Here is a 24,102-nt window from a genome sequence, read left to right as displayed (position 1 = left end):
GAGCCTTCCTCAATGACCATCCTCCAGAACGGTACCGCCGATTGGTTGTTCTTCGGCCAGGTGTCCGTCCCCAAGAACGGCTGCGCCAACGCCGGCGCGGCCGAGGGCTGCATGTTCAGCTACAACGTCTTCAATGGCAGCGCTGTCAGCACGATACCGGCTGCAAACACCGCGCTGGCCTCGGAGGCGGGCGGCACCAGCGGCGTGGTGGTCGACAACGTTTCTTCCAGCGCCGCCGCTTCCAACATCTATTTCGCCAACCAGGCGACGACCACGACCTCCGCGGCGCCGGTGTGTCCGACCGGCGCTGCAACCCCTTCGTATTGTGCCGTCAAGTGACCCAGGCGGCGCTGCAGTAGTTCCGCATTCTTTGTTAGAATCAAGGCGCCGCAGGCTGGGCGCTTAACTCAGCGGTAGAGTGCCATCTTCACACGGTGGAAGTCGTAGGTTCGAATCCTACAGCGCCCACCATCCTCATTCTTGGCTTTCGGTCGCATCCTGGAAGCATGAGTTCCGGCGAAAAACCCGCCTCTGGCGCCTGGCCGGACCACCCCGGCCGAGCGCAACTTTCTGAGAACAAGCGGGTTCCATCCCATGTGAGCAGCGTGGCCCTGGATCGGGCTGTAGGCGGGCTGCCGCCGAGCGCGGAAAGCCTGCCGGCTCCCCCCGCGCCGTTCCAGCAGATGAGCGACGCGGAGGTGATGCTGCGCGTGCGCGCGGGGGACGACGCCGCCTTCGACCACCTGGTGGCCAAGTTCCGGCGGCCGATGGTGCACTTCATGTTCCGCATGGCCAGGAACCAGGCGACGGCGGAGGAACTGGCGCAGGAAGTCTTCCTCCGGGTCTATCGCTCGCGGGCGTCATACTCGGCGGAGGCCAAATTCACCACCTGGCTGTACCGGATCGCCAGCAACCTGGCCATCAACCACGCGCGCGACACCAAGGCGGAGCGCCACACCGCCAGCCTGGACGAGCCGGACCAGGAGACCGGGCTGAAGATCGACGTGGCCGACGGCCGGGCGACTGCGGAGCAGCAGATGCTGCGGCGGGAGCGTCTGGCGGCCATCCGCAAAGAAGTGGAGGCCTTGCCCGAGCGGCAGCGGGTGGCGGTGCTGATGCACAAGTACCAGGGGCTGGATTACAAACAGATCGGCGCGGTGCTGAAGCTGAGCGAGTCGGCCACCAAGTCGCTGCTGTTCCGCGCCTACGAAACGCTGCGGGAGAAACTGAAGGGCTTTATTTGATCCGGGGGCAGGAGTAGAAGTTATGGATTGCAAAACGGCACATGAATATCTGCTCGAACAGGCGGAGGGCAAGAGCACCCCGGCCAGCGAGCACGTAGCCTCGTGCAGCAAGTGCGCGCAGGAAGTCGAGTCGCTGCGGGCAACCATGGCGCTGCTGGAGGAGTGGACGGCGCCCGAGCCTTCGCCGTATTTCGATCAACGGCTGCACGCCTACCTGCGGGAGGAGCGGCAGAAGCCGGCGGGCCTGTTCGCCTGGCTGCGCCGTCCGGCCCTGGCAGCCGGATTCGCCGCCTTGCTGGTGGCGGGAGTAGCGCTGTTCCGGGCGACGCCGAACGGGCGGCCTGCCGCCCAGATGGCGACGGTCCACAGCACCTCCGCGGTCGCCGACCTGGAGTCGCTCGACAAGAACGAAGACCTGTACGCCAATTTCGACTTGCTGGACGATCTGCCGAACCATGACGCCCAGCAGGTGGAGCAGTAGGAGCGGGAGTTGCAGAGGCTGAAGATCATCGGCGGGCTGTTGCTGGCGGCACTGACGGCCGTGCCCGCGCTGGCCTGGCAGGAGATGGCCGGACCGCCACGCCGCTTCCGTCCCTTCCAGGGAAAGGGCCCGGGATGGATGGGGCCGGGCGGGCAGCGGCGCGGGCCACACATCGGCCAGTGGCTGAAGAAGAACCAGGGCCTGCCGATGGACCAGCAGGAGCAGAAGCTGCGCGATGACCCCGAGTTCCAGAAGCTGCCGCCGGAGCAGCAACAGCACCTGATCGAGCGGCTGCACCACTTCAACAATCTGCCTCCGCAACAGCGGCAGCGGATGCTGTCGCGCATGGACGCCTTCGAGCACCTCACCCCCGAGCAGCAGCAGCAGGCGCGGCAGATCTTCACCCAGATCCGGCAGCTGCCCGACGAGCGGCGACAACCGTTCCGCAAAGGCATGCGGCAACTGGCGGACGCTCCCGCCGAGCAGCGGGGGACGTTGCTCGATTCCCCGGAGTTCCGCAGCGCCTACACGGACAATGAGCGCGACCTGATGCGGCAGATCGTGAAGCTCGACATCCTGCCACCCAAGGGCGCGCCGGAAAACCCGCCGCCGGGGCCGCCGGCGCAGCCGAAATAAGTCGCCAGTCGCCAGTCGCTAGGAAAACCAACCACAGAGACACCGAGCGCACGGAGAAAATCCGCCGGTCGCTGGTCGCTAGTTGCTAGAAGAGACAACCACAGAGACAGGGAGCACCACGGCTCGGTTCCTGCGGAACCTCGGCTCAGCCGCGCAGGATGTTCTTGGCGATGAACAGGACGTTGGCGGGGCGCTCGGCGAGGCGGCGCATCAGGTAGGGATACCACTCGGCGCCGAAGGGGATATAGACGCGCGTGCGCCAGCCGTCCCGAACCAGGCCCTGCTGCAGGTCGCGGCGGATGCCGTGCAGCATCTGGAACTCGAAGGCGTCAGGGGGGATCCTCTCGGCGCGGGCGAAGGCCACGGTCTGGCGGATGATGCTCTCGTCGTGGGTGGCGATACCGTGATAGACGCCGCTTTTCAGCAGCGTCTTCATGAGCCGGACATAGCTGGCGTCCACCTCTGATTTTTTCTGGAAGGCGATGTCCGGAGGCTCCTTGTAGGCGCCCTTGCAGAGGCGGAGGCGGATGCGCTCGGAGAGAAGCTTCTCCACATCGGCTTCGCTGCGCCGCATGTAGGACTGGATGACGGCGCCCACCGCGTCGCCGTTGGCGGGATCGCGGTGCAGGCGGTGCACGAAGTCCAGGGTGCGCTGAGTGTAGGGCGAGCCCTCCATGTCCACGCGGACGAAGCTTTTGAGCCGGGCGGCGTGCTGCACCAGCGCGGTGACGTTGTCGTAGGCGAACTTCTCGTCCACGTCGAGGCCCATGTGGGTGAGCTTGACGCTGACGTTGGCGTTGAGCTGGCGCTCGGCGATGAGGTCGAGCAACTGGTGATAGAGGGCGGCGCTGCTGCGCGCCTCCTCGATGTTGGTGACGTTCTCGCCCAGGTTGTCGATGCTGACGCTGGCCCCCCACTGGTTCACTGTCTGGGTGGCGCGCAGGGCGTCCTCGAGCTGAGTGCCGGCGACGAAGCGTTGCGACATCCTTTGGCCGACGGAAGAGCGCTCGGCGAAACCGCGCAAGGAACGGCTCTCGGATAACCAGATGAAGAGTGCCCTGAGCATGAAGCTCCCGATGGATGAAGCAAACTCTCTTTTGTATCACATTCGGGGCGAGAGCCGGCTATGACGCGGGTCACCGCAGAGGGGGGCGCAGATCACGCGTGCGCCAAGAAAATAACAGGCGTCATGCTGAGCGGCTCAGTCGCGAAGCATCTCGCGTGCACTTCCAACAGTCGTAACGCTGCACGCGAGGTCCTTCGGGCCTGAAGGCCCTCAGGATGACGCCGCCGAAGTGTGTGCTGTTTACCTTCCTTCTTTTTCCAGGAACTTCTCCGCTTCGATCGCCGCCATGCAGCCGGTGCCGGCGGCGGTGACGGCCTGGCGGTAGCGGCGGTCCTGCACGTCGCCCGAGGCGAAGGCGCCGGGCACGCGGGTCAGGACGTAGTCGGTGGTCTTCAGGTAGCCATCGGCGTCGGTGTCGAGTTGTCCCTTGAACATGCTGGCGTTGGGGACGTGCCCGATGCCCAGGAACATGGCGCTGGTGGAGAAATCCCACTGCTCGCCGCTCTTCACGTTGCGCAGCCGGAGGCCAGTGACTTCTTTTCTTGTGGCGTCATAGACATCGTCCACCACGGTATCGACGAGCATTTCGATCTTGGGGTGGGCCTTGGCGCGCTCGAGCATGATCTTGGAGGCGCGGAACTGGTCGCGGCGGTGGATGAGGGTGACTTTGGAGGCGAAGCGGGTGAGGAAGAGGGCTTCCTCCATGGCGGAGTCGCCGCCGCCGATGACCGCGATCTCCTTGCCCATAAAGAAGAAGCCGTCGCAGGTGGCGCAGGAGGAGACGCCGTGCCCGATGAGCGCCTGCTCGTTGGGCAGTCCCAGCCAGCGCGCCGAGGCGCCGCTGGCGATGATCAGGGTGCGGGTCTGAATGGTCTCGGTCTGGCTGAGCACCAGGGTGAAGGGACGCTTGCTCAGGTCGGCCTTCTGCACGTGTCCGGGGCGGACCTCGGCGCCGAAGCGCTCGGCCTGCTTCTTCATGTTCTCGATGAGCTCGGGACCCTGGATGCCGTCGGGGAAGCCGGGGAAATTCTCCACCAGAGTGGTGAGCGAGAGCTGCCCGCCGGGCTCGTGTCCCTGGAGGACGAGCGGCTTGAGGTTGGCGCGGGCGGCGTAGATGGCCGCGGTGAGCCCCGAGCATCCGGAGCCCATGATCACAGTGTTGCGGATCTCAGACATGTCGTTTAGATACGGGCCCGAAAATTTGGATTCAACAGCGACTGCTAGCGGTCGTGCTTGCGGACCGCCATCGAACGCCGCGGCGGCGGCGGCTTAGTCCCGGCGGCGGCGCGCGCCAATTCCGCGGGGATGGTGGCCCGGGCCCCGAGCAACGAGCGGTACTGGGCCAGCACCTTGCTGGCGGTGTCGAACAGCGGCTGGTAGGCGGCCTGGTCGGCCTGCTCACAGCGCGCGAGCCCGAGCGAGTTCCTGCCGAAGCGCTCGATCTTGACCCGGCTGGCAGGGGTGTCGGTGGCCAAGGCCGCCGCCGGAGCGGTGACCGTCGACATTCGGTCTTCCAGGGTCACGCTCAGCAGGTCCTTGGCGTCGCGGACGCGGAATACCAGGGTCTCGATCAGCGCCTTCTCGTCCAGGCTCACCGAATACTGCACGCTGGCGAAGGGGAAGTCGGGCTGGAATTCTCTGCGGATGCGCGCCCAGGTGGAGATGGGGGCATCGGGAAAAGTGGTGCGGCCGCGCGCCACCTCGAAGTCGGGCGCAAACCGAGGTTTCAACGGAAGCCGCTGCAAGGCAGCAGCGATGCCCTTCTGCTCGTCGTCGGACGGATTGCAGACGTTCATCACGTTGACCTGCACCTGCATGCCGTCTTTCTTGATGGTCGATGGAGGCGCCTCCTGCGGGGCCAGAGGTCCCACGAGCGAGAGGAGGAAGGAGCCGACCAGGATTGTCCGGAGCACGGGGGCATTTTAACAGCAGTCGTCGGTCGTCGGTCGTCAGCTTGTGCGCGGCGCGCGTACAATCGCCGGCTATGGCAAATCTGGCGCTGGTGTATGGCATGCGGCTGCTGCCCCTCGACGAATTGAGCGAACTGGGTGATGCCACGGTGAAACTGAAGAACGGACGCGAAGTCCGCGTCACCATGCACATGATGGAAGGCAGCAAAGAGGAGATCGTCAAGCAGTTGAACCAGAGCGTAGAGGCGTTCTTCGACCTGTTCTACGGCGAGGGCTGAGGGATTCGCGATTTGTGATTGGTGATCGGCGATTTGTAAGCGCCGTCCAGATCGCAAATGACGAATCGCAATGCACCCATCTTCTTCTGGCGGCGCTCGTCAACCGTCTTAGCTAGCCGTGCCGCGCTCCAGCTTGAGGCGGATGTTCACGAAGTTATACGGCGGCCAGGGTCCCGTGTACTTGAAGTGGAGGCGCCCGCCGAATCTCCGGGCGATGCGGTTGACGGCGGCGTCGAAGTCCGCTTCCTTCTCGCGCTCGATCAGGAAGGCGGCGTTCATGATCATCTTGTCGCCGATGGGCCTGTTGCCGCGGGAGGCGACGCAGACGGGGCGCAGCACGTCGTAGATCTCGCGCGCGTATCCGGCGGCGCGCTCCACCAGGGCCTGGTCGATCATGCGTCCCAGCTGCATGCGCGCCAGGTAGGTTGACTGCATGTGCTTGCGGGCGATCTCCTGCTGAAGGCGGCGGATGTCTTCCTCCTCCCGCTTGAGCTCTTCAATCACCTGGTCGCGGTCCCACGTGACTTTCAGGCCAAACTCCAGCTTGCCGGCCATCTGCTTGAGCGCGTCTTTCAGCGGAGCGTAGACGGACTTGAGTAGCTTGCGGACGTCGTCGTCGGTGCGGAAGACGGCGCCGAAGCTCATAGGGATGATGGTGCTGGCCTTCATCACGGTCTCGATGACGTGCTGGTGGGCGAGCGCGTTCTCGCGGGTGGGATCGAAGATGAAGACCGGCGTCTTGCTGACGATGGCGGAGATGTCGCCGTGGGTGACGGTGTACACCAGCTCACTGGCGGCGCCGATGCCGATTCCGCCGAAATCGGGCGGTTCGCGGTCCCCGACGATGCCGTAAACGTAGCGCCCCTCCCGGCCCGGCCGGGCCGTGGGCTGCGGAGGACGGGAGTGCACGAGCTGAGGCGCGGAGGCCGCGGGCGCCGGATCGGAGCGAAGGTCGCTCCTCTCGACGCGCGCCACTCTTGCCCCGCGCGGCCCTTTCCTGGCGGCCTTGCCCGCCGCCGGCTTGTTAGCCGGTTTTCTTGCTTTGCTCATGCCGTTTCTTCAACTGGGCACTGATGGTGCTGAGGAACTCTTCGATGTCGATGGGCTTGAACAGGACGGCGACGCCTCCCTGCCCCGCCTGCTCGCTGACGTCCCTGCTGGCATAGCCGGTCAGCAATACGGAAATGGCGGCCGGCTGCCGCAGGCGCGCAAATTCGATGACCTCGAAGCCGGTGTGCCGCTCCTCCAGCGAGAGATCGCACAGCAGCAGGTCGATGTTCTCCTGCTCAATGGTTTTCCTGGCTTCGCTGGAGGAAGACGCCGCCAGCACGTCGTAGCCCTGCTGCTCGAGGATCAGCTTGTAGGTCAGCAAAACGGAGGGCTCGTCGTCCACCACCAGGATTCGGCCGCGCTCCGTCTTCGGCTTCATGGCTATCGCACCACGGGCAGATCGATCTGGAACACGGTCCCCTGCCCCACCCGGCTGCGCACGCGGATCTTGCCGCCGTGGTTCTCGATGATCCCTTTCACGATCCAGAGTCCCAGGCCGGTGCCCTTGGCGCCCTTGGTGCTGACGAAGGGCTCGAAGATGCTGCTCTGCAGGGCCGGGGGGATGCCGGCGCCGGAATCAGCCACCAGGATGCGGATGGCGCCGCGCACGGAGTCGCCGCCGCCGGCGAAGTAGCGGGTGCGCACGTGGAGCGTGCCGCCTTTCTCCATGCTGTCCCGCGCATTCACCACCAGGTTGGAAAGCACCTGGCGAAGCTGGTCCGCGGAGCCGACCGCCATGGGCAAGGACGCCAGCCTGGTCCTCACTTGGGTGGACACCTGTTGCAACTGGCGGCGGAAGAGCAACAGCGTGTCCTCGATGACGCTGTTCACGTCCACCGTGCCGATCTGGTCGGTGTTGCGATAGAGGCCGAGCATCTGGCGCACGATGCGGGCCACGCGCTCGGTCTCCGATTTCAGGACGTCATAGACCGGGGTCGCTTCCGGCGAGACCTTGCCGGAGAGCAGGTAGATGGCATTCTTGATGGCCTCCATCGGGTTGTTGACCTCGTGGGCGATGGTGCCTGCCAGCCGCCCGGTGGCGGCGAACTTCTCGATCTCCAGCATGCGCCGCTCGACCTTGAGCTGCTCCACCTTGCGCACCGCCGTCAGGTCGCGGAGTACGGTGACGGTGTAGGCCACCTGGCCGCGCTCGTCATAGATCTTGCCGGAGCGGGCGTCGAACTCGACCTCGCCGCGAGTGGTGGGGTTGAAGAGCTTGAGCGGCCCGCTCTCCCGGTCGGAGAAGGAGAAGGTGAAGGAGCTGATGTAGGCGTCGAACTTGGCGTGGTTGCGGAGGCGGCGGGGATCGCGGGCGCTGTCGCGCTCGGAGCCGAACAGCTCGGCGGCGAGCGGGTCCACCAGCACCGGCCTGGCGTTGCTGTCGCAGACCACGATGGGATCGCCAACGTTCTCGATGATCAGATTCAGGCGGTCGCGGTCCTGGCGCACCAGCTCTTCGGCGTGGCGCAACCGGTCGTATTGGGAGCGGACCTCCGCATCGGTGCGCCGCAGGGCGGTGACTTCGCGCAGCACTGTGACCATGCCGGAGCGGCTGCCGTCGGGCGTGCTGGTGGGAGCGGCCAGGACCTCGAATAGGAGTTCCTCGCCTTCCACGGGATCCACCAGGGTCAGGTCGCGGTGGGCCTCGGCTCCGGTAAGCGCCATCGAGGACAGGGCGGCGGAGAACAGCAGGTGGTTGAACTCGATGGCGCGGGCGCGGCCTTCGCTGGCCGCTTCCGGGAGCTTGAAGAAGCGTTCGGCGGCGCGGTTCTGCATGACCACGCGGTGCTGGTTGTCGGTGAGCACCACCGGATCATGCATGTTGCCCATGACCGTCTGCATCTGGGCCAGGGTGTTCTCCAGGCCGGTCAGGCGGTTGTAGTAGTGCTCGGATTTGGACAGGCGCGCCAGGCAGCGGTCGGCCAGTCCGACCAGGGGGCGCAGTTCGCCGATCTCCCGCTCCGACGCGCCCTTCGCCAGCTCCACCACCACCAGTGCGCTGTAGCCGCGCATGCCGCAGGTGGCGCAGACCTGGTCGGGAAGGCACAGCTTGCGGCGGCCGTGTTGGTTGTCCACTGCCAGACAACCGCCGGCTGGCCGGCGCTCGGCCTCCCGGCACTGCGTCCGCGAGCGGAAGAGGATGGGGTGGCAATACAGGGCGCGGCGGCCCGGCCCGCCGGGAATGACTGCCGGCTTGCCGTTCCGCAGCACCTTGACCAGCGTATTCTCCGAGGCGTGGAGCGACGTGCGGAATCGCTGCTGGACGGTGCGGGGAAAGTTGACGGAGAGCGTGGGGGCGAGGTCGCCGGTCTCGAGGTTGACGCTGGCGACCAGGGCGCGAGGGAAGCCGAGGACGACGATCTCCTGGAGCAGGACGGGGAAGATCGCGTCAGTGCGCTCGACGGCGAGCAGGCGGGCCGCGACGCGGCGGTTGGAGCCCGGCTCCCGCCGATGCTCCGTCGCCATCCTCCGCCGTGCTCCCACGCGCATCTGAGGCGAGGCCATGGGGGGCCGACTCCTTTGCCGGTCAGCGCCGCGCCGCCGTCCGGCGCGCGGGGGTACGAGTGATGCGGACCGTCTCTACGCCGGGCGGCCCGGTCTCTCCCCCAGTTGAGGCCGCGAAACTTGCCCGCGGCCGACTTCGTCCACGTACTTGAGGTGGATGTCGCTCGAAGCCACGACCAAACGATCTTCCACCGTGATCAGGTCGATCCCGACCCGGGACATGCAGACCCAGGGATCGATGACGATGCCCTTGTCCAATACCCGGTCGAGAACATCGATCAGGCTGGATCCGCCCGACACCCGTTCAACTGCCATCGAGGGTCCTCCTCTGACTCTTGCGGCTGGTCAACGCTTGCCGCCTGCCTCCGTCGCGGATGGGCGTGGGGCTTGCACCGGCGAGATTATATTCCGTCCGCGCAGGAGGTGGAGCCCGGCGGCTCAGGATTCGAAGGACTCGCGGAGGAACTCGGAGGGCGGCCAGGGCCCGCCGACCGCGGCCCGCACCCCGCCTTCCAGCCTCAGGCGCTCGCACTTGTGGCGGAAATCGGCGGCCCTGTGCCGCGGCACCAGCGCATAGCAGCGCAGGCCGTTCTGGGATTCGCGAGTGTGCCAGCCGCGGATGTCCTCGGCCAGGAGTTCGCGCACGCTCTCGGAGAGCTCGAGCAAGTCCTCGCGGTCCGGCTGCCGGTCCTGCACCTGCTCCTTGCCGGAAGCCGCCGTGGCGGCGCGGGCGTCGCCCACCGTGAGCCGCACCTCCATCTGCACGAAACCGCGCAGGCGCTGCAAGCTCTCCAGCAGGTCGTGGCCCTCGGTCTCCAGGTACACCTCGAGCTCGCCTTGTCCCTCGAGCGTCGTGGGGAAACGGAAGGGGATGACGGCGGTGCGGGCAAAGATGGCGCTGACCACGTGGTGGAACGCCAAGGCATCGTCCTTGGTGAGTCGGGGAAGCGGGTCGGAGAACACGGAGTAGTAGCAGTTCATGCCGGCGACGGCCTCGTGCTCGACGGGGTGGCCGCGCACCCCGTCGGCCGGCGGTGGCACCTCCCTCTCGGCGATGCAATAGACCAGGAGAGGCACTCAGCGGCTCCGCCGCGCGGGCTGCGCGCGCACCACCGGGCTGGCGTAGGTAAGCGCACCGATCTGGAGGCTGGCAAAGTACATGGTCCAAACGAAACAGTGGGTGGCCAGAAGTGTACGAGGCGCTGCCGCGGTTTTCAACCTGGGCCGTACGGCTGAACCCGGGGTGGGGCGGAGACGTATCTCGAGCAGGGACGCTCTCCAGACTCGGGTTGCGACGGCGGCTATAATCGAGCCTCCGGGATCTCTTCATGGCTTCTGTTCTGGGCAGATACTCGCGGCGGCGGATAGCGGAGCTGGCACCGCGCACCACGCTCGGCCGTATCGCCTTGTACCTGCTCGTACTCGACCTGGCGCTGTACATCGCGGACAAGGTCGTCTCGCTGGTCTCGACGGCGGCTGCGGCCAGCAGTGGGCTCGGCGGCTGGGTCTCGTTCCTCACCTTCATCCTGCTGCTGCTAGCCAGCATCCTGGCCTTCCGCTGGATGCGAGAGAAGCTGCTGTGGCGGTTGCGCAACCGGCTGATCGTCACCTACGTGTTCATCGGGGTCATCCCGGTGTTGCTGATCGCGACCATCGCGGTCGGTGCCGGGTACCTGTTCGCCGGCCAGTTCGCCACCTATCTCGCGACCTCGGATATCCAGGCGGAACTGCGATCATTGGAAGCGGCCAACTCGACCATCGCCGCGGAGTATGCGCACAGCCTGTCGGCCGGAGAGCAGAAGGCGGCGTTGCCGGCGTTGCACGACGCAAGAATGGAGAACCGCTGGGCTGGCCGGCAGGTGACCGCCTGGTATGGCGAACGGGCGACGCTTCTCCAGGGACCGCCGGGAGCATCGGCGCTGCCCCGGCCGGCGTGGGCCAAAGAGGACTTCCGGAGCGTCGCCTTTGACGCCAAGGGGGTGTACCTGCGGGTGGCGACCACGGTCACCGCCGCCGGCAAGCCCTTGACCGTGGTCTCCAGCGAGCCCCTGGATGCGGCGCGGCTGCAGGAGATCACTGCGAACTTCGCCGAGGTCACCCTCACTGAGATCGGCTCGCGGCCGCCGGACAAACAGCCGGACGACGGGCAAAGCGGCTTTCGCATCTCGCGGCCGGACCCGGACCAAAAAGGAGTCCGTCTCACGGTGAGCGGCGAAACGCCGGCCAGCGTGCGCATGCCGAAGGTGACGGCCGGCTCGTTGCCGGCGCCGGCGGCGTCGCTGGACCCCGAGTTCAGCTTCATCTCGCTGTTCCCGGTCACCGACTGGAGTGATGGCACGAGCCACACCGAGGGGCTCATCGTGCACAGCCGGTTGTCAGCGCTGTACGGGCGGCTGTTCCGCACCCTGGGGCAGCTGACCCAGATCATCATCTACGCCATCGCAGGTACGGCGGTGTTCTTCGCCATCATCGAGCTGTTCGCGCTGTTCATCGGGCTGGGACTGGCCCGCACCATCACCAAGTCGGTCGCCGAACTGTACAAGGGCACGCAGCACGTCAACCGCGGCGACTTCAGCTATCGCATCCCGGTGCGCTCCAAGGACCAGCTGGCAGCGCTGGAAACCTCGTTCAACTCCATGAGCGAGTCCCTGGAACGGCTGATGGCGGAGCAGAAAGAGAAGCAGCGGCTGGAGAACGAACTGGCCATCGCGCAGGAGGTGCAGGCCCAGCTCTTCCCCAAGCAGACCACGGAGATGGAGTCGCTGGAGGTGTTCGGTATCTGCCAGCCGGCGCGCACGGTGAGCGGCGATTACTACGACTTCCTGCCGCTGGGGCCGGAGCGGCTGGGGATCGCGGTGGGTGACATCTCGGGGAAAGGGATCTCGGCGGCGCTGCTGATGGCCACCGTGCACTCGGCGATCCGCGCTTATGAATTCGGACGCATGCCGGCGGTGACCGGGCGCCTGGTGGCCGCCGGCAGCCCCGTGACCCATGTCCTGGAGATGACGTCCGGGGCGCCGCCGGACAACGGTTTCTCCCCGGCCAGCGTGCTCTCGGTGCTGAACCGGCAGCTTTACCACAGCACTCCGCTCGAGAAATACGCCACCCTGTTCCTCAGCGTCTATAACGCGCGCACCCGCACCCTGAACTACTCCAACGCCGGACACCTGCCGCCCATCATCATCCGCAAAGACCGCTCGATCCGGCGCTTGGACACGGCCGGCCTGGTGGTTGGACTCTTCGACGCCCAAACCTACGGAGAAGAATCCGTCGCCCTGGCGCCCGGGGAGATCTTCCTGGCCTACAGCGACGGGGTGACCGAACCGGAGAACGAGTTCGGCGAATTCGGCGAAGAACGGCTGATCGAGATCGTGCGCGACCACCGGCACCTGCCGCTCTCCGACATCGGCGGGCTGGTGACCAGCGCGGTCAAGGAATGGATCGGCAGCGGCGAGCAACCGGACGACATCACCATCGTCCTGGCGCGGCCCCGGTAGCGGATGCAGGCTACGGCAGCTCGGAGAAGCTGCCGATGCGCGCCTCCCGCAGGGTAAGGGCCTCGCAGCGTTGGTCGAGCGCGGCATACTCGGCGGCATGGGCGGCACGAAAGGCGTCGTATTGCGCCGCTGAACCCCAGTGATCCAGGACCAGGTAGCGCCCCCGCACCTCGTGATCGCGCAAGAGTTCGGTGCGGATGAAGCCCTCGGCCTGGCGAAACAGCCGCGCCCAATCGCCGTCGCGGCCGTACACCCGCTCGAACTCGACTTCCGCGCCGGGGCGCACCTGAAACTCCCAGATGACGATGTAGCTCATCGCACGCTCGCCGCAACCGGAGCCACCGGCTCCAGGTGCGCCGTGAAATGGCGCAGGAATGGCGCCTCGAAGGTCAGCTTCAGCCCCTGGATCTGCTGGCGCCGCCGCCAGACCTCGAGGATGACCTCCACCACATAGTCGATGTGGCTTTGGGTATAGACGCGGCGGGGTATAGCGAGCCGCACCAGGTCCATCTTGGCGGCGCCGCCGAACATCAGTGTGCCGATCTCGACCGAGCGGATGCCGCCTTCGAGGTAGAGTTCGGCGGCCAGCGCGACTGCCGGGAACTGCTCCGGCGGGACCTGCGGCAGGAAGGCGCGGGCGTCGATGTACACGGCGTGCCCGCCCGGCGGCTGCACGATGGGCACCCCTTGCTCGGCGATGTGGTTCCCCAGATACGCAGTCGAGGTGATGCGGTAGCGCAGGTAATCCTCGTGCAGCGCCTCCTGCAAGCCGACCGCAATCGCCTCCAGGTCGCGCCCGGCCAGGCCGCCATAAGTGGGATAGCCCTCGGTCAGGATCAACAGGTCTTTCTCCTGCTGGGCCAGCTTGTCGTCGTTGGTGCAGAGGAAGCCGCCGATGTTGGCCAAGCCGTCCTTCTTGGCCGACATGGTGCAGCCGTCTCCGAGAGCGAACATCTCCTGCGCGATCTGCTTGGGCGTTTTGTCCTGATAGCCCGGCTCGCGCAGCTTGATGAAGTAGGCGTTCTCGGCGAAGCGGCAGGCGTCGAAGTAGAGCGGGATGCTGTGCCGGCGGCAGATGGCGCTGATGGCGCGGGCGTTCTCCATGGAGACCGGCTGGCCGCCACCCGAGTTGTTGGTGACGGTCAGCATCACCAGGGGAACGCGCTCGCGGCCGACCCGCTGGATGAGGGCCTCGAGGGCGGCGGTGTCCATGTTGCCCTTGAAGGGATGGAGGGCGGCGGGCTGTCGGCCTTCGGGGATGGGCAGATCCACGGCCTCGGCGCCCACGAACTCAACGTTGGCGCGGGTGGTGTCGAAGTGGGTGTTGTTGGGCACCACGTCGCCCTTGCGGCAGGTGACGCTGAACAGGATCCGCTCCGCCGCCCGGCCCTGATGGGTCGGGATCACGTGGCGGTATCCGAAGATGCTCTGGATCGAGGAACGGAACGCGGTGAAGCTCCGGCTGCCGGCGTAGCTCTCGTCGCCGCGCATGACCGCGGCCCACTGGTGGGTGGACATGGCGCCGGTGCCGGAATCGGTGAGCAGGTCGATCAGTACGTCATCGGCCGGCAGCAGGAACAGGTTGTAGTGCGCTTTGCGGAGGAACTCTTCGCGCTCCTTGCGAGTGGTCCAGCGGATGGGCTCTACGCTCTTGATGCGGAAGGGTTCGATGACGGTTCGAATGGGCATTCTGCGCCTCGTCCAGGATTGCCTTCTCATTGTAACTACCGGGAACGGAGAGGTCTGTGACGCAGGTCGCAGGTCTTGCGCAAAGCGGGACGCCATTTACACTACAGGCCCATGACCCGGAACCCCACTGGAGAGGACTTGGCCCGTCTGCCGCAACGCGGGCTGAAGGACCGCATCCGTGGGCTCGCCTGGCGCCATCCCCTGCTGTGGCTGGCTTATAACCTGCGACATGTCGTGAGGTCGAGCCAGATGCTCTTCCTCGACTACCGGGTCGAGCCGCGGAGCCGTTATGGCTTCGGGCGCGCGCCGCATGCGGGGTTGCTCGCCCTGTTGGAAACAGGGCGGGATTCCTATCGCGAGCTGCTGCGCGGCTTCCTCTCCTTCGACGCCAAGCTGGCAGGGATCCCGAAAGACCAGGCCGACGCGCGTTCGCCCTTCTGGATGAATGGCTGGATCCCACCGCTCGATGCGGTCGCGCTCTACGGATTGCTGGCGCAGCGGAAGCCACGGCTGTACCTGGAAATCGGGTCCGGAAATTCCACCAAGTTCGCGCGGCGAGCGATTGAAGACCACTCCTTGCCGACGCAGATCGTTTCCGTGGATCCGCATCCACGGGCCGAGATCGACCGGCTCTGCGACCGGCTGGTGCGCCGGCCGCTGCAGGAGGCCGACCTGGCGCTGTTCGACGGGCTTCAGGCCGGTGATGTGCTGTTCCTGGATTGCTCCCACGTCCTGTTGACCAACTCTGACGTAGCGGTGGCCTTCCTCGACATCGTGCCGCGCTTGCCGGCCGGCGTGCTGGTGCAGGTGCATGACGTGTTCTTGCCGTACGACTATCCGCCTCGCTGGGCGCATCATTATTGGAGTGAGCAATACCTGCTGGCCTTCGCGCTGTTGGAGGGCGCCAGCCGGCTGAAGGTGCTGCTGCCCAACGCCTTTGTTTCCGCCGACCCCGAGCTGTCGCGGGTGCTCGAACCCTTGTGGCAACGGGTGGGCCTGGCGGGGCTTGATGCCGGCGTCTCTATGTGGCTGATAACACAGTAGTTGTACCAGCACTGCGACATTACGTTCGTAAGTTGCGTTGGGTACATGTCCGGAGGTAACGTGGGCCTTGTAAGGAAGTGGCCCATGCTTCACATGAGTCCATCATCGGGACAAGCGGCGCCCGGCGGGCGCGAACTGCGCCGGAATCCCCGTTACCACGTGGATGTGCGGCTCAAGCTGGTCGTGACCAAGGACGGCAAGAGCATCATGATCCACGGCCGGGGCAATGACATCAGCGAGACCGGCATGGCGTTGTTCGTGGCCCACGTATTGGAGGTCGGCCAGCGGCTCGAGGTCGAGTTCACTCTTCCCTATTCCCGGCAGCCGTTGCGCGTCGGCATCACTGTCCGCAACAAGAACGGCTATCGCTACGGGGTGGAGTTCATGAGCCTGAGCGTGCCGCAGCGGGAGGAGATCCTCCGCCTCTGCAAGGCCCTCACCCTGCTGCAGTAGCGGCGCCCGCCCTCGGGTGATCCGTGATATCGGATTCCCTGCATCGTCTCTTCAGGAACATCCTGAGCACAGCGAGGGAGCCCTACCCTCTCGAATTCTTCCCCCGGGGTTCCCTCGCTGCGCTCGGGATGTTATTCCAATGGAGCATGGATGCGCCCTCCAGCCCGCCCTCGACCTTGAGCGCGATCCTCCAGGGTCTGTGCCCGCGCTGCCGCATGGCCCCGATCTTCCGTGGCTCGATGCTCTGGCTCACCTCGATGCACGAGCGCTGCGCCGTCTGCGACCTCAAGTTCGAGCGCGAGCCCGGTTACTTCCTGGGGGCGATGTACATCAGCTACGCCATGGCCGTGCCGCTGCTGGTGGCGATCCTGGGGCTGTACTGGTGGCTGACGTCGTGGCGCTGGGGCGCCATCCTGCTGGCGTCGGCACTGACGCTCTTGCCGTTCGCGCCTGCGTTGACCTTGTTCGCTCGCGTGCTCTGGATCTATCTGGACCGCGGGGTGGATCCGGGCGAGTAGCTGCCGCCTGCCTTCACGTCCCGGGCACGGGAGCAGCGCGGTTCCGCAAGCTCACCAGGGTCTGCAGGACCAGCCCGACCAGGAAACCCCACGTGAGGTTGGTCGTAAGCACCGCGACGATGCCCACGGCGAGTGCGATCAGCAGCCAGGGTAGGCGCCTGGCGATGTCGCGGAGATAGAGCGCGTGCTGGATGCCGACGTAGATCAGCAGAACGCCCAGCACCGCAAAGGGGATCAGACGCAATACCGCTACGGCGGCGGTCCCGATGGCGGCCAGCAACAGGCAGATCGCGCCAATGACGTAGTTCGACTTTTGCGTGCGAGCGCCGAACTTGAAGTGGGCCGTGATGCCGCCCGAACCGTGGCACAGCGGCGATCCCAGGATCGCCGCGCTCGCTACATTCACCACCGCGATGCTGCCGGCCAGGCTCCGGATGGTCACCCGGTCCGCCTGTCGGCCGTAAAGGATGTGCGCGGTGTTTTCGCTGGCGACGATCGAATTGCCAAAGGTGAGGGCGAATTGAGGGATGACCAGCAGGGGCAGGACCCGCCACATGTCCGCGCCCTGCACGTGGATCAGGGACAGCGGGAGCGGGCGCCACTCCAGGTGACGCAAACCGCCGCCCGATGCCGCCAGCCCCAGCACAATCCCGAATCCCAGAAGGACCAGGCCGGCCGGAAAGCGCTCCGAGCGGATGAACAGCAGCAGGATGACGGCGGCGGCGGCCGCGATCTCCCACCCGAACAACTGCAAGCTGCCCCACGACAGGCTCGCCTGGGTACCGAAGATGAGCCTGATCCCTTCGCGCGCCAGCAATAAGCCCAGTCCGAGTTGGATCCCCCGCACCACCGGCAATGTGAACAGGCGCGCCAGCAAGCCGGCGAGGCCGGTGACTGCGATGATCGCGAGAAGAACCCCGATCAACAGGCCTGCGGTCGCGATCTCCTGTGGGGTCAGGCCGAGCGCCAGCGAGATGGCAGCCACCGCCTTGAATGGCTGGACAGACATTGGGATGCGAAAGTACCAACCCGCCACCACATAGGCCAGGCCGGCAGCGAGGAACACGGCCGTGGCGTTCAGGTGGTTCAGGGTGATGAGCGCGATGGCGATGGGGAACAGGACGCCGATGTCCCCAAATGCACCGGCGATGTCCAGCCGGGACAGAGGCCATGCGGCTCTTGTTTTGTCTGCATCACCTGGAGGCACCTGGTCATTATAGGTTGAGCCGCTTGGCGGGCGTGAGCAAGATGAGCGAAGCGAGTCGAGCGGGAGCCCGCAGGTTGAGGCGCTTTGCGGGCGTCTGAGCCCGCAGCCGAAATCCTGAGCGCTTCGCGAAGGATCTCTATCCCCTCACGTCGAGAGTTGAGCCGTTTTGCGGGCGTGAGCGGACCCAGGGTGAGCGGGAGCCCGCAGGTTGAGGCGCTTTGCGGGCGTCTGAGCCCGCAGCCGAAATCCTGAGCGCGTTGGCGCGAAGGACCTCGTGAAATTCACACTCTTTAAGAGGGATTGGTAGCGCTACCGGGAATCGCGAGGCCAAAGGCCTGAAAACACAAGCGGGCCTGCAGAAAAGGCGCCTCTCCTTACATCCTACAGCACTTCCCGGAAAACCCGAAGCCTGAGAATTGCAGGCCGGGCTGTCGCGGAGAGAAGCGGAGAAACTAGTGTTTTTGGACAAACTGGACGCTCCCTGCGATATACTGAACCACATGGTTCAGTATACGGAACCCATTCTCGATGGGACCTTCGCCGCGATCTCGGATCCCACCCGGCGCGGCGTTCTGGAACAGCTCGTACGCGAGGACGCTTCGATCACCGCCCTTGCCGAAAGATTTCACATGACCCTGACAGGGATGAAGAAGCACGTCGGCGTCCTGGAGCAAGCGGGGCTCGTCACGACAGAAAAGGTCGGGCGAGTGCGGACCTGCAGGCTCGGCCTGCACACGCTGGACAAAGAGGCGGAATGGATTGAGAGATACCGGCAGCTCTGGGCCGAACGCTTTGATGACCTAGACAGGATCGTCGAGGAATTGAAACAGAAGGAGAAAACCCATGGACAAAAGAAAAAATAGCGACACCAACCGGACGAAGAACAGCACGAGCGTGGAACGCAAGTCCGATCGTGAACTCGTCGTCACTCGAACCTTCAACGGCCCGGCGCATGTCGTTTTCAGTGCCTGGACCAAACCCGAACTGTTCCAGCGGTGGTGGGCACCGAAGTCGTTCGGAGTCTCCTTACTTTCCTGCGAGCTTGATGCCCGTACAGGGGGCAAGTACCGTCTGGTTTTCCGCCATCCCTCGACCGGGGAGCCAATGCCTTTCTTTGGTCGCTACGTCGAAGTGATCCCGCCCAAGCGCATCGTCTGGACGAACGACGAAGGGGAGGAACCCGGGGCCGTCACGACAGTGACCTTCGACGAAAACGCCGGTGAGACCGTCGTGGTCCTGCACGACCTCTATCCTTCGAAAGAAGCGCTCGACGAAGGGATCGCCTCCGGAAGCACCAGCGGGTACCCCCTGCAATTTGAGCAGTTGGATCAGCTTCTCGTCGATTTGGGAGCGAGTGTGGGCGGGAGGCCGGCGTAAGCTTCTTCTGCGAGCTGAGTGTTCTCGACGCACCTGCAAAGTACAAAGCCGCCTTTTCGGCGGCTTTGTTTATGAGTGCGGTTTGGTAGCGCTACCGGGAATCGAACCCGGGTTTGAAGATTGAGAATCTTCCGTCCTAACCCCTAGACGATAGCGCCACCCGGTGCGACCAGAAAATTATATCAAAGGCTTTTTGCAGCCTTCCCCAGCGCACCCTCAGCGTTTGCCACTGTCAATCGAGTTTTGCCCTCTTGACAACCGGCAGCCGGCGGCGGAGAATCTTAGTCATAGGCGAAGAAAAAGCGAAAATCAGGCCCTCGCGCTCGCGCCCGGCCTGAGCTTCCCCGCCTTGCTCGTTGATCTCCTGGCTCAGACCTTTTTGAGGCCGAGGTGTCCCCGATGAACTCCGCTGCGCTGCGCATCATTTCTCAAGAAGACCGGGAGCTGTGCCGGTGGGCGCTGGCGGGAATGCCGGGGGTGGTGGCTGCGTCCGAGATGCAGCCGCGTCCGGCCGCGGCCACCGTTTCCACGGGGATCGCCGCGCTGGACGCGCTGACCGGCGGACTGCCGCGCGGCGCCCTGACCGAGATCTTTGGCCCGGCTTCTTCGGGGCGCACTTCCCTGTTGCTGGCCATCCTGGCGCAGGCCACGGCGCGGGGCGAGGTCTGCGCTCTGATCGATGCCGGCGACAGCTTCGATCCCGAGTCGGCGCAGGCGGCGGGCGTGGGACTGAAGCGCGTGCTGTGGGTGCGTTGCGGCAAGAACGTTTCACGTTTCACGTTTCACGTGTCGCGCGAGGAAGAATTACGTGAAACGCGAAACGCGAAACGCGAAACCGACCAGGGCGTCGAGAACGCCTTGAAGGTCGCCGACTTTCTCCTCCAAGCGGGCGGCTTCGGGCTGGTGGTGATCGATCTGGGGGGCGTGCCGCCAAACATCGCGCGGCGGGTGCCGCTGACTTCCTGGTTCCGCTTCCGGCGCGCGGTCGAGCGCACCCCCACGGCGCTGCTGGTCCTCGAAGAGGAGGCCTTCGCCAAAAGCGCGGCCGGCCTGGTGCTGAAGATGCGGTCGGCAGTCGCCACTCGCCGGTCACCAGCGAAACCGCTCCCCTGCCACGCTCGACTGCTGACCTCCACCGAGATCTCGGTCGAGGTGGTGCGGGCGGTGGCGGAGAAGAAACTGCCGGCCCGGGCGGTCTCGTTCACAACGCGGGCCCAGTGGGCGGGATAAGCGATGTTCGCCGCTCTTTACATCCCGGATCTCCCCGTGGAAGCGATCGTGCGCGCGGCGCCCGAGCTGCGTCGCTGCGCGGTCGCCGTGGTCGAAAGCGCGCCCCCGATGGAGATGGTCTGCGCGCTGAACCAGACGGCGCGCGCGCGCGGCATCGAGGCCGGGATGACCCGGCTGCAGGCCCAGGCGCGCGACCAGAAGCTCGAGGTCCGCAAGCGCTCCCGGGCGCAGGAGGAAGCGGCGCACGCCGCCCTGCTCGACTGCGCGCAGGCGTTCTCGCCCCGGGTGGAAGACACCGCGGCGGATACGGTCATCGCCGACCTTACCGGGCTCGAGCAGCTCTTCGGCGCCGCGGCGAAGATCGCACGCGACCTGGCGAAACGCGCTTCCGACATGGGACTGGAGGCGCATGTGGCCGTGGCCTCGAACCCCGATGCCGCCCTGCATGCGACGCGTGGCTTCTCCGGCGTGACCGTGATCCCGCCGGGCAAAGAATCCGAGCTCCTGGGGACGCTCTCTATCGAAGCGCTCTCGCCTCCCCCGCAGCTGCTCGACACGCTGGAACGCTGGGGAGTGCGCACCCTGCGCGCGCTGGCGGTCCTGCCCGAGGTCGCGGTCACCGCACGCCTGGGACAGGAAGGGCTCCGCCTGCAACGGCTGGCCCGGGGTGCGACCATGCGCGACCTCGTCCCGTGCGAGCCTCCCCTGCGCTTCGAGGAGAGCATCGAGCTGGAACATCCGGTGGAGCTGCTGGAGCCGCTGGCGTTCGTGCTCGGCCGCCTGCTGGAGCAGTTGTGCGCGCGGCTGGGCGCCCGGGCGCTGGCCACCAACGAACTGCGGCTGGCGCTCAGCCTTCAGCCCTCAGCCATCAGCGAAGCAGACGTTTCACGTTTCATGTTTCACGTTTCGCGCGAGGAAGAAGAACGTGAAACACGAAACGAGAAACGCGCAACGATTTTCGCGCGCACGCTTCGCCTGCCCGTTCCCATGCTCGACGGCAAGCTGTTCCTCAAGCTGCTGCAGCTCGATTTGAAGTCGCATCCCCCGGCGGCGCCGGTGCTGAAGGTGACGCTGGCGGTGGAGCCGGTACGTCCCCGCTTCGCGCAGGGCGGATTGTTCCTCCCTCTTGCGCCGGAGCCGGAGCGGCTGGAGCTGACCCTGGCCCGCATCGCCGGAGTCGTCGGCGAAGGGAACGTCGGGTCGGCGGAACCGCTGGACACGCACCGTCCGGACGCGTTCCGCATGCTGCGCTTCATGGTCACGCCTGCGGGGCTGAAGCCGCGCCACCAAGAAGCCGACACCCAGCGGCTGAAGCCGCTGGGTGTCCGCGGGGTGCTGGCGCTGCGCATCTTCCGCCCGCCATTGCCCGTTCGCGTCGACCTACGCTCGGGGAAGCCGTCGCACGTCCGCTCGGTGAGGATCAACGGCGAAGTCGTGTCCGCGGCAGGACCATGGAAAACCTCCGGCGAATGGTGGAAACAACAATCGAACCGCAGAAACACAGAGGACATAGAAAAAAGGGATTCGTGGATCCGGGAAGAGTGGGATATCGCGGTTGCATCGGTGACCGCCAAGACCGATGCGGTGGGACTGTACCGGATCTTTGTCGATGACCGAGGGAAATGGTTCGTACATGGCGAATACGACTGATCTGCTGCGATTTTGATGTTCATCGAACTTCACGCCCGCTCCGCGTTCAGCTTCCTCGAAGGCGCTTCCCTGCCCGAGGAACTGGCGGCGGGCTGCGCCGAATCGGGTATGCCGGCGATGGCAGTGCTCGACCGCAACGGCGTGTACGGCTCGCCCAGGTTCCACCTGGCGGCGAAAAAAATCGGTGTCAAGGCCCACATTGGAGCGGAAGTAAACGTTTCGCCCCAGGATGAGTTGCGTGAAACGCGAAACGTGAAACGTGAAACCTCTTTGCCCCTGCTGGTCGAGAGCCGCGAGGGCTACCGGAACCTCTGCCGGCTGATCACGTGCATGAAACTGCGCGTCCCCAAGCACGCCATGCCGGGCGCATGCGCGGTGTCGTGGCAAGAGCTGGAGGAACATGCGCAAGGGCTGCTCTGCCTGACCGGTGGCAGCGACGGCGTGCTGGCGCGCGCGCTCGAAGATGGCGGGCGCGACCAGAGCAAACGAGTCCTGGAGCGGCTGGCCGCGATCTTCGGCCGCGAAAACGTCTATGTCGAGCTGCAACGCCATTTCCTGCGCGAAGAAGAAGCGCGGAACCGCGCGGCGGTGGAGCTCGCCGCTTCGCTCGGGTTGCCCATCGTCGCCAGCAACGGCGTCGCCTATGCCGTGCCGCAAGAACGCGAACTGCTCGACGTCTTCACCTGCATCAAGCACCACCGCATGCTCGACACCGCGGGGCGTCTGCTGGCGCGCAACCCGGAGCGACACCTGAAGACGCCGCAACAGATGGCGCAACTGTTCGCCGACCTGCCGCAAGCCATCGCCAACACCGGCGCGCTGTCGTCGCGGCTCGACTTCACCCTGGCCGACCTCGGCTACGAGTTCCCCAAGTATCCCGTGCCCGACGGCCAGACCATGATGTCGTTCCTGCGCCAGCGCACGGCGGAGGGCGCGCAGGAGCGCTATGGCCGCGCCGCGCCCGACCTCCGCGCCCGCGCCCGCCGCCAGATCGAGCGCGAGCTGCACTTGATCGAGAAGCTCGACCTCGCCGGGTATTTCCTCATCGTATGGGACATCGTGCGCTTCTGCCGCCAGCACAACATCCTGGTGCAGGGACGCGGCTCGGCGGCCAACTCCGCGGTCTGCTACTCGCTGGGCATCACCGCCGTGGACCCGGTCGGCATGGACCTGCTGTTTGAGCGCTTCCTCTCGGAGGAGCGCGGCGAGTGGCCCGACATCGATCTTGACCTGCCCTCCGGCGACCAGCGCGAGCGCGCCATCCAGTATGTCTATGAGCGCTACGGCAAGCTGGGCGCCGCCATGACCGCGAATGTCATCACCTACCGCGGGCGCTCGGCGGCACGCGAGGTCGGCAAATCGCTGGGCTTCGATCCCGAGACCCTCGACCGTCTCTCCAAGCTGGTGGGCGGCTGGGAGTATCGCGACCCATCGGACACCATGGCGCGCCAGTTCGCCGACGCCGGCTTCGATCTTTCGCACCCGCGCATCCGCAAATTCTTCGAGCTGTGCCAGGCGGTGCAGGACCTGCCGCGGCATCTGGGACAGCATTCGGGCGGGATGGTGATCGCGCAGGGACAACTCGATTCCGTGGTGCCGCTGGAACCGGCGTCCATGCCCAACCGCGTGGTGGTGCAGTGGGACAAGGAAGATTGCGCCGACCTGGGGCTCATCAAGGTGGACCTGCTGGGGCTGGAGATGATGGCGGCGCTGGAAGACACCATCCAGATCGCGCGCCAGGTGCAGGGCGAGGAGCTCGACCTGGCGCACCTGCCGCCGGATGATCCCGCGGTCTATGCCGCGCTGCAGAAGGCGGACACCGTCGGCATGTTCCAGATCGAGAGCCGGGCGCAGATGTCGTGCCTGCCGCGCCTGCGCCCGAAGCGCTTCTACGACATCGTGGTGCAGGTGGCGATCATCCGCCCGGGCCCGATCGTGGGGCAGATGGTGAACCCGTACCTGAAGCGGCGGCAGGGACGCGAACCGGTCACCTACCCGCATCCATCGCTCGAGCCGGAGCTGGCGCGGACGCTGGGCGTGCCGCTCTTCCAGGAGCAGTTGCTGCGCATGGCGATGATCGCGGCGGGCTTCACGGGGGGCGAGGCGGAAGAACTGCGGCGCGCCATGGGATTCAAGCGCTCGGAAGCGCGCATGAGGGAGATCGAGAAACAGTTGCGCCGCGGGATGGATAAAAACGGCATCGCGCCGGCGACGCAGGACGAGATCATCCAGTCCATCACGTCGTTTGCCCTGTACGGATTTCCGGA

Annotated in this window: 25 protein-coding genes and 2 tRNA genes; 15 read left to right on the top strand and 12 right to left on the bottom strand. The window is 65.7% G+C overall.

Features of this window, described 5'->3' with window-relative positions; genetic code table 11:
* From VMS96_03455 to VMS96_03435, 5 genes are all read left to right on the top strand, one after another.
* A partial coding sequence (locus tag VMS96_03455) for a hypothetical protein (GenBank protein ID HVP42458.1) occupies nucleotides 1–339 on the top strand: 339 nt, incomplete at its 5' end.
* 57 nt (nucleotides 340–396) lie between these two features.
* Nucleotides 397–471, top strand: a tRNA-Val gene (locus tag VMS96_03450).
* 134 nt (nucleotides 472–605) lie between these two features.
* The gene (locus VMS96_03445; protein HVP42457.1) at nucleotides 606–1,244 is read left to right on the top strand and encodes a sigma-70 family RNA polymerase sigma factor; all 639 of its coding nucleotides are present in this window, start codon (nucleotides 606–608) and stop codon (nucleotides 1,242–1,244) included.
* 22 nt (nucleotides 1,245–1,266) lie between these two features.
* Nucleotides 1,267–1,725, top strand: a complete 459-nt coding sequence (locus VMS96_03440) for a hypothetical protein (protein HVP42456.1) — start codon at nucleotides 1,267–1,269, stop codon at nucleotides 1,723–1,725.
* Nucleotides 1,726–1,734: 9 nt separating this feature from the next.
* Nucleotides 1,735–2,361, top strand: a complete 627-nt coding sequence (locus VMS96_03435; GenBank protein HVP42455.1) for a DUF3106 domain-containing protein — start codon at nucleotides 1,735–1,737, stop codon at nucleotides 2,359–2,361.
* Nucleotides 2,362–2,506: 145 nt separating this feature from the next.
* Here the strand turns inward: VMS96_03435 and VMS96_03430 are convergent, their stop codons facing one another.
* The 3 genes from VMS96_03430 to VMS96_03420 all read right to left on the bottom strand — a co-directional run bounded on the left by VMS96_03430 (nucleotide 2,507) and on the right by VMS96_03420 (nucleotide 5,340).
* Nucleotides 2,507–3,427, bottom strand: a complete 921-nt coding sequence (locus VMS96_03430; GenBank protein ID HVP42454.1) for a proline dehydrogenase family protein — start codon at nucleotides 3,425–3,427, stop codon at nucleotides 2,507–2,509.
* Nucleotides 3,428–3,667: 240 nt separating this feature from the next.
* On the bottom strand, nucleotides 3,668–4,603 hold the full coding sequence (trxB, locus tag VMS96_03425; GenBank protein HVP42453.1) for a thioredoxin-disulfide reductase: 936 nt from the start codon (nucleotides 4,601–4,603) through the stop codon (nucleotides 3,668–3,670).
* A 44-nt stretch (nucleotides 4,604–4,647) separates the two neighbouring features.
* Nucleotides 4,648–5,340, bottom strand: a complete 693-nt coding sequence (locus VMS96_03420) for a hypothetical protein (GenBank protein ID HVP42452.1) — start codon at nucleotides 5,338–5,340, stop codon at nucleotides 4,648–4,650.
* A gap of 71 nt (nucleotides 5,341–5,411) precedes the next feature.
* Between VMS96_03420 and VMS96_03415 the strand changes: the two genes are divergently transcribed.
* A complete protein-coding gene (locus tag VMS96_03415; protein ID HVP42451.1) occupies nucleotides 5,412–5,615 on the top strand; it encodes a hypothetical protein in 204 nt (67 codons plus the stop codon).
* Between the two features lie 108 nt (nucleotides 5,616–5,723).
* On the opposite strand, the gene VMS96_03410 is transcribed toward VMS96_03415, so the two are convergent.
* From VMS96_03410 to VMS96_03390, 5 genes are all read right to left on the bottom strand, one after another.
* A complete protein-coding gene (locus VMS96_03410) occupies nucleotides 5,724–6,665 on the bottom strand; it encodes a GvpL/GvpF family gas vesicle protein (protein ID HVP42450.1) in 942 nt (313 codons plus the stop codon).
* Nucleotides 6,640–7,044, bottom strand: a complete 405-nt coding sequence (locus VMS96_03405; protein ID HVP42449.1) for a response regulator — start codon at nucleotides 7,042–7,044, stop codon at nucleotides 6,640–6,642. The genes VMS96_03410 and VMS96_03405 overlap by 26 nt, the downstream gene beginning before the upstream one ends.
* A gap of 2 nt (nucleotides 7,045–7,046) precedes the next feature.
* Complete coding sequence (locus VMS96_03400; GenBank protein ID HVP42448.1) at nucleotides 7,047–9,170, bottom strand: ATP-binding protein; 2,124 nt, start codon at nucleotides 9,168–9,170, stop codon at nucleotides 7,047–7,049.
* Between the two features lie 75 nt (nucleotides 9,171–9,245).
* Complete coding sequence (gene gvpJ, locus VMS96_03395) at nucleotides 9,246–9,485, bottom strand: gas vesicle protein GvpJ (GenBank protein ID HVP42447.1); 240 nt, start codon at nucleotides 9,483–9,485, stop codon at nucleotides 9,246–9,248.
* A gap of 123 nt (nucleotides 9,486–9,608) precedes the next feature.
* Entirely contained in the window at nucleotides 9,609–10,247 is a 639-nt protein-coding gene (locus VMS96_03390) for a GvpL/GvpF family gas vesicle protein (protein ID HVP42446.1), read from the bottom strand.
* 251 nt (nucleotides 10,248–10,498) lie between these two features.
* Here VMS96_03390 and VMS96_03385 point away from each other — a divergent pair, with 251 nt between their 5' ends.
* On the top strand, nucleotides 10,499–12,667 hold the full coding sequence (locus tag VMS96_03385; protein HVP42445.1) for a SpoIIE family protein phosphatase: 2,169 nt from the start codon (nucleotides 10,499–10,501) through the stop codon (nucleotides 12,665–12,667).
* Between the two features lie 10 nt (nucleotides 12,668–12,677).
* On the opposite strand, the gene VMS96_03380 is transcribed toward VMS96_03385, so the two are convergent.
* A complete protein-coding gene (locus VMS96_03380; protein HVP42444.1) occupies nucleotides 12,678–12,983 on the bottom strand; it encodes an antibiotic biosynthesis monooxygenase family protein in 306 nt (101 codons plus the stop codon).
* Entirely contained in the window at nucleotides 12,980–14,356 is a 1,377-nt protein-coding gene (locus VMS96_03375) for a tryptophanase (protein ID HVP42443.1), read from the bottom strand. The genes VMS96_03380 and VMS96_03375 overlap by 4 nt, the downstream gene beginning before the upstream one ends.
* A gap of 138 nt (nucleotides 14,357–14,494) precedes the next feature.
* Between VMS96_03375 and VMS96_03370 the strand changes: the two genes are divergently transcribed.
* The 3 genes from VMS96_03370 (at nucleotide 14,495) to VMS96_03360 (ending at nucleotide 16,371) form a co-directional block, all read left to right on the top strand.
* Nucleotides 14,495–15,400 carry a class I SAM-dependent methyltransferase gene (locus VMS96_03370; protein HVP42442.1) on the top strand — a complete coding sequence of 302 codons (906 nt, stop codon included), beginning with the start codon at nucleotides 14,495–14,497 and terminating at the stop codon, nucleotides 15,398–15,400.
* Between the two features lie 84 nt (nucleotides 15,401–15,484).
* Nucleotides 15,485–15,853 carry a PilZ domain-containing protein gene (locus VMS96_03365; GenBank protein HVP42441.1) on the top strand — a complete coding sequence of 123 codons (369 nt, stop codon included), beginning with the start codon at nucleotides 15,485–15,487 and terminating at the stop codon, nucleotides 15,851–15,853.
* A 128-nt stretch (nucleotides 15,854–15,981) separates the two neighbouring features.
* Nucleotides 15,982–16,371 carry a hypothetical protein gene (locus VMS96_03360; protein HVP42440.1) on the top strand — a complete coding sequence of 130 codons (390 nt, stop codon included), beginning with the start codon at nucleotides 15,982–15,984 and terminating at the stop codon, nucleotides 16,369–16,371.
* Between the two features lie 13 nt (nucleotides 16,372–16,384).
* Here the strand turns inward: VMS96_03360 and VMS96_03355 are convergent, their stop codons facing one another.
* Nucleotides 16,385–17,578 (bottom strand): putative sulfate/molybdate transporter, encoded by a 1,194-nt coding sequence (locus VMS96_03355; GenBank protein ID HVP42439.1) that lies wholly within the window; start codon nucleotides 17,576–17,578, stop codon nucleotides 16,385–16,387.
* 461 nt (nucleotides 17,579–18,039) lie between these two features.
* Between VMS96_03355 and VMS96_03350 the strand changes: the two genes are divergently transcribed.
* Entirely contained in the window at nucleotides 18,040–18,441 is a 402-nt protein-coding gene (locus VMS96_03350; protein HVP42438.1) for a metalloregulator ArsR/SmtB family transcription factor, read from the top strand.
* Nucleotides 18,422–18,955, top strand: coding sequence for an SRPBCC family protein (locus VMS96_03345; GenBank protein ID HVP42437.1), 534 nt, complete (start codon nucleotides 18,422–18,424; stop codon nucleotides 18,953–18,955). Before VMS96_03350 ends, VMS96_03345 begins: the two co-directional genes overlap by 20 nt.
* An 83-nt stretch (nucleotides 18,956–19,038) precedes the next feature.
* On the opposite strand, the gene VMS96_03340 is transcribed toward VMS96_03345, so the two are convergent.
* Nucleotides 19,039–19,113: transfer RNA gene (locus VMS96_03340), tRNA-Glu, on the bottom strand.
* 241 nt (nucleotides 19,114–19,354) lie between these two features.
* Here VMS96_03340 and VMS96_03335 point away from each other — a divergent pair.
* The 3 genes from VMS96_03335 to dnaE form a co-directional block, all read left to right on the top strand.
* Nucleotides 19,355–20,185 (top strand): hypothetical protein, encoded by an 831-nt coding sequence (locus VMS96_03335; GenBank protein HVP42436.1) that lies wholly within the window; start codon nucleotides 19,355–19,357, stop codon nucleotides 20,183–20,185.
* A 3-nt stretch (nucleotides 20,186–20,188) separates the two neighbouring features.
* Complete coding sequence (locus tag VMS96_03330; protein HVP42435.1) at nucleotides 20,189–21,835, top strand: DNA polymerase Y family protein; 1,647 nt, start codon at nucleotides 20,189–20,191, stop codon at nucleotides 21,833–21,835.
* A gap of 15 nt (nucleotides 21,836–21,850) precedes the next feature.
* Nucleotides 21,851–24,102 (top strand): DNA polymerase III subunit alpha (gene dnaE / locus VMS96_03325; protein ID HVP42434.1); only part of this gene is annotated, 2,252 nt, incomplete at its 3' end.

The organism is Terriglobales bacterium, from assembly GCA_035543055.1.
Taxonomy (GTDB): domain Bacteria; phylum Acidobacteriota; class Terriglobia; order Terriglobales; family Acidobacteriaceae; genus JAIQFD01.
The sequence above is the reverse complement of the archived record's forward strand: the minus strand, read 5'-3'. Positions and strand labels throughout refer to the sequence as shown.

What these genes read in the sequence shown, in the direction of transcription:
- trxB (HVP42453.1), bottom strand. Translation starts at nt 4,603, where the DNA reads ATGTCTGAGATCCGCAACACTGTGATCATGGGCTCCGGATGCTCGGGG.
- VMS96_03365 (HVP42441.1), top strand. Translation starts at nt 15,485, where the DNA reads ATGCTTCACATGAGTCCATCATCGGGACAAGCGGCGCCCGGCGGGCGC.
- VMS96_03385 (HVP42445.1), top strand. Translation starts at nt 10,499, where the DNA reads ATGGCTTCTGTTCTGGGCAGATACTCGCGGCGGCGGATAGCGGAGCTG.
- VMS96_03330 (HVP42435.1), top strand. Translation starts at nt 20,189, where the DNA reads ATGTTCGCCGCTCTTTACATCCCGGATCTCCCCGTGGAAGCGATCGTG.
- VMS96_03410 (HVP42450.1), bottom strand. Translation starts at nt 6,665, where the DNA reads ATGAGCAAAGCAAGAAAACCGGCTAACAAGCCGGCGGCGGGCAAGGCC.
- VMS96_03360 (HVP42440.1), top strand. Translation starts at nt 15,982, where the DNA reads ATGTTATTCCAATGGAGCATGGATGCGCCCTCCAGCCCGCCCTCGACC.
- VMS96_03345 (HVP42437.1), top strand. Translation starts at nt 18,422, where the DNA reads ATGGACAAAAGAAAAAATAGCGACACCAACCGGACGAAGAACAGCACG.
- VMS96_03440 (HVP42456.1), top strand. Translation starts at nt 1,267, where the DNA reads ATGGATTGCAAAACGGCACATGAATATCTGCTCGAACAGGCGGAGGGC.
- VMS96_03380 (HVP42444.1), bottom strand. Translation starts at nt 12,983, where the DNA reads ATGAGCTACATCGTCATCTGGGAGTTTCAGGTGCGCCCCGGCGCGGAA.
- VMS96_03400 (HVP42448.1), bottom strand. Translation starts at nt 9,170, where the DNA reads ATGGCCTCGCCTCAGATGCGCGTGGGAGCACGGCGGAGGATGGCGACG.
- VMS96_03405 (HVP42449.1), bottom strand. Translation starts at nt 7,044, where the DNA reads ATGAAGCCGAAGACGGAGCGCGGCCGAATCCTGGTGGTGGACGACGAG.
- VMS96_03415 (HVP42451.1), top strand. Translation starts at nt 5,412, where the DNA reads ATGGCAAATCTGGCGCTGGTGTATGGCATGCGGCTGCTGCCCCTCGAC.
- VMS96_03375 (HVP42443.1), bottom strand. Translation starts at nt 14,356, where the DNA reads ATGCCCATTCGAACCGTCATCGAACCCTTCCGCATCAAGAGCGTAGAG.
- gvpJ (HVP42447.1), bottom strand. Translation starts at nt 9,485, where the DNA reads ATGGCAGTTGAACGGGTGTCGGGCGGATCCAGCCTGATCGATGTTCTC.
- VMS96_03335 (HVP42436.1), top strand. Translation starts at nt 19,355, where the DNA reads ATGAACTCCGCTGCGCTGCGCATCATTTCTCAAGAAGACCGGGAGCTG.
- VMS96_03430 (HVP42454.1), bottom strand. Translation starts at nt 3,427, where the DNA reads ATGCTCAGGGCACTCTTCATCTGGTTATCCGAGAGCCGTTCCTTGCGC.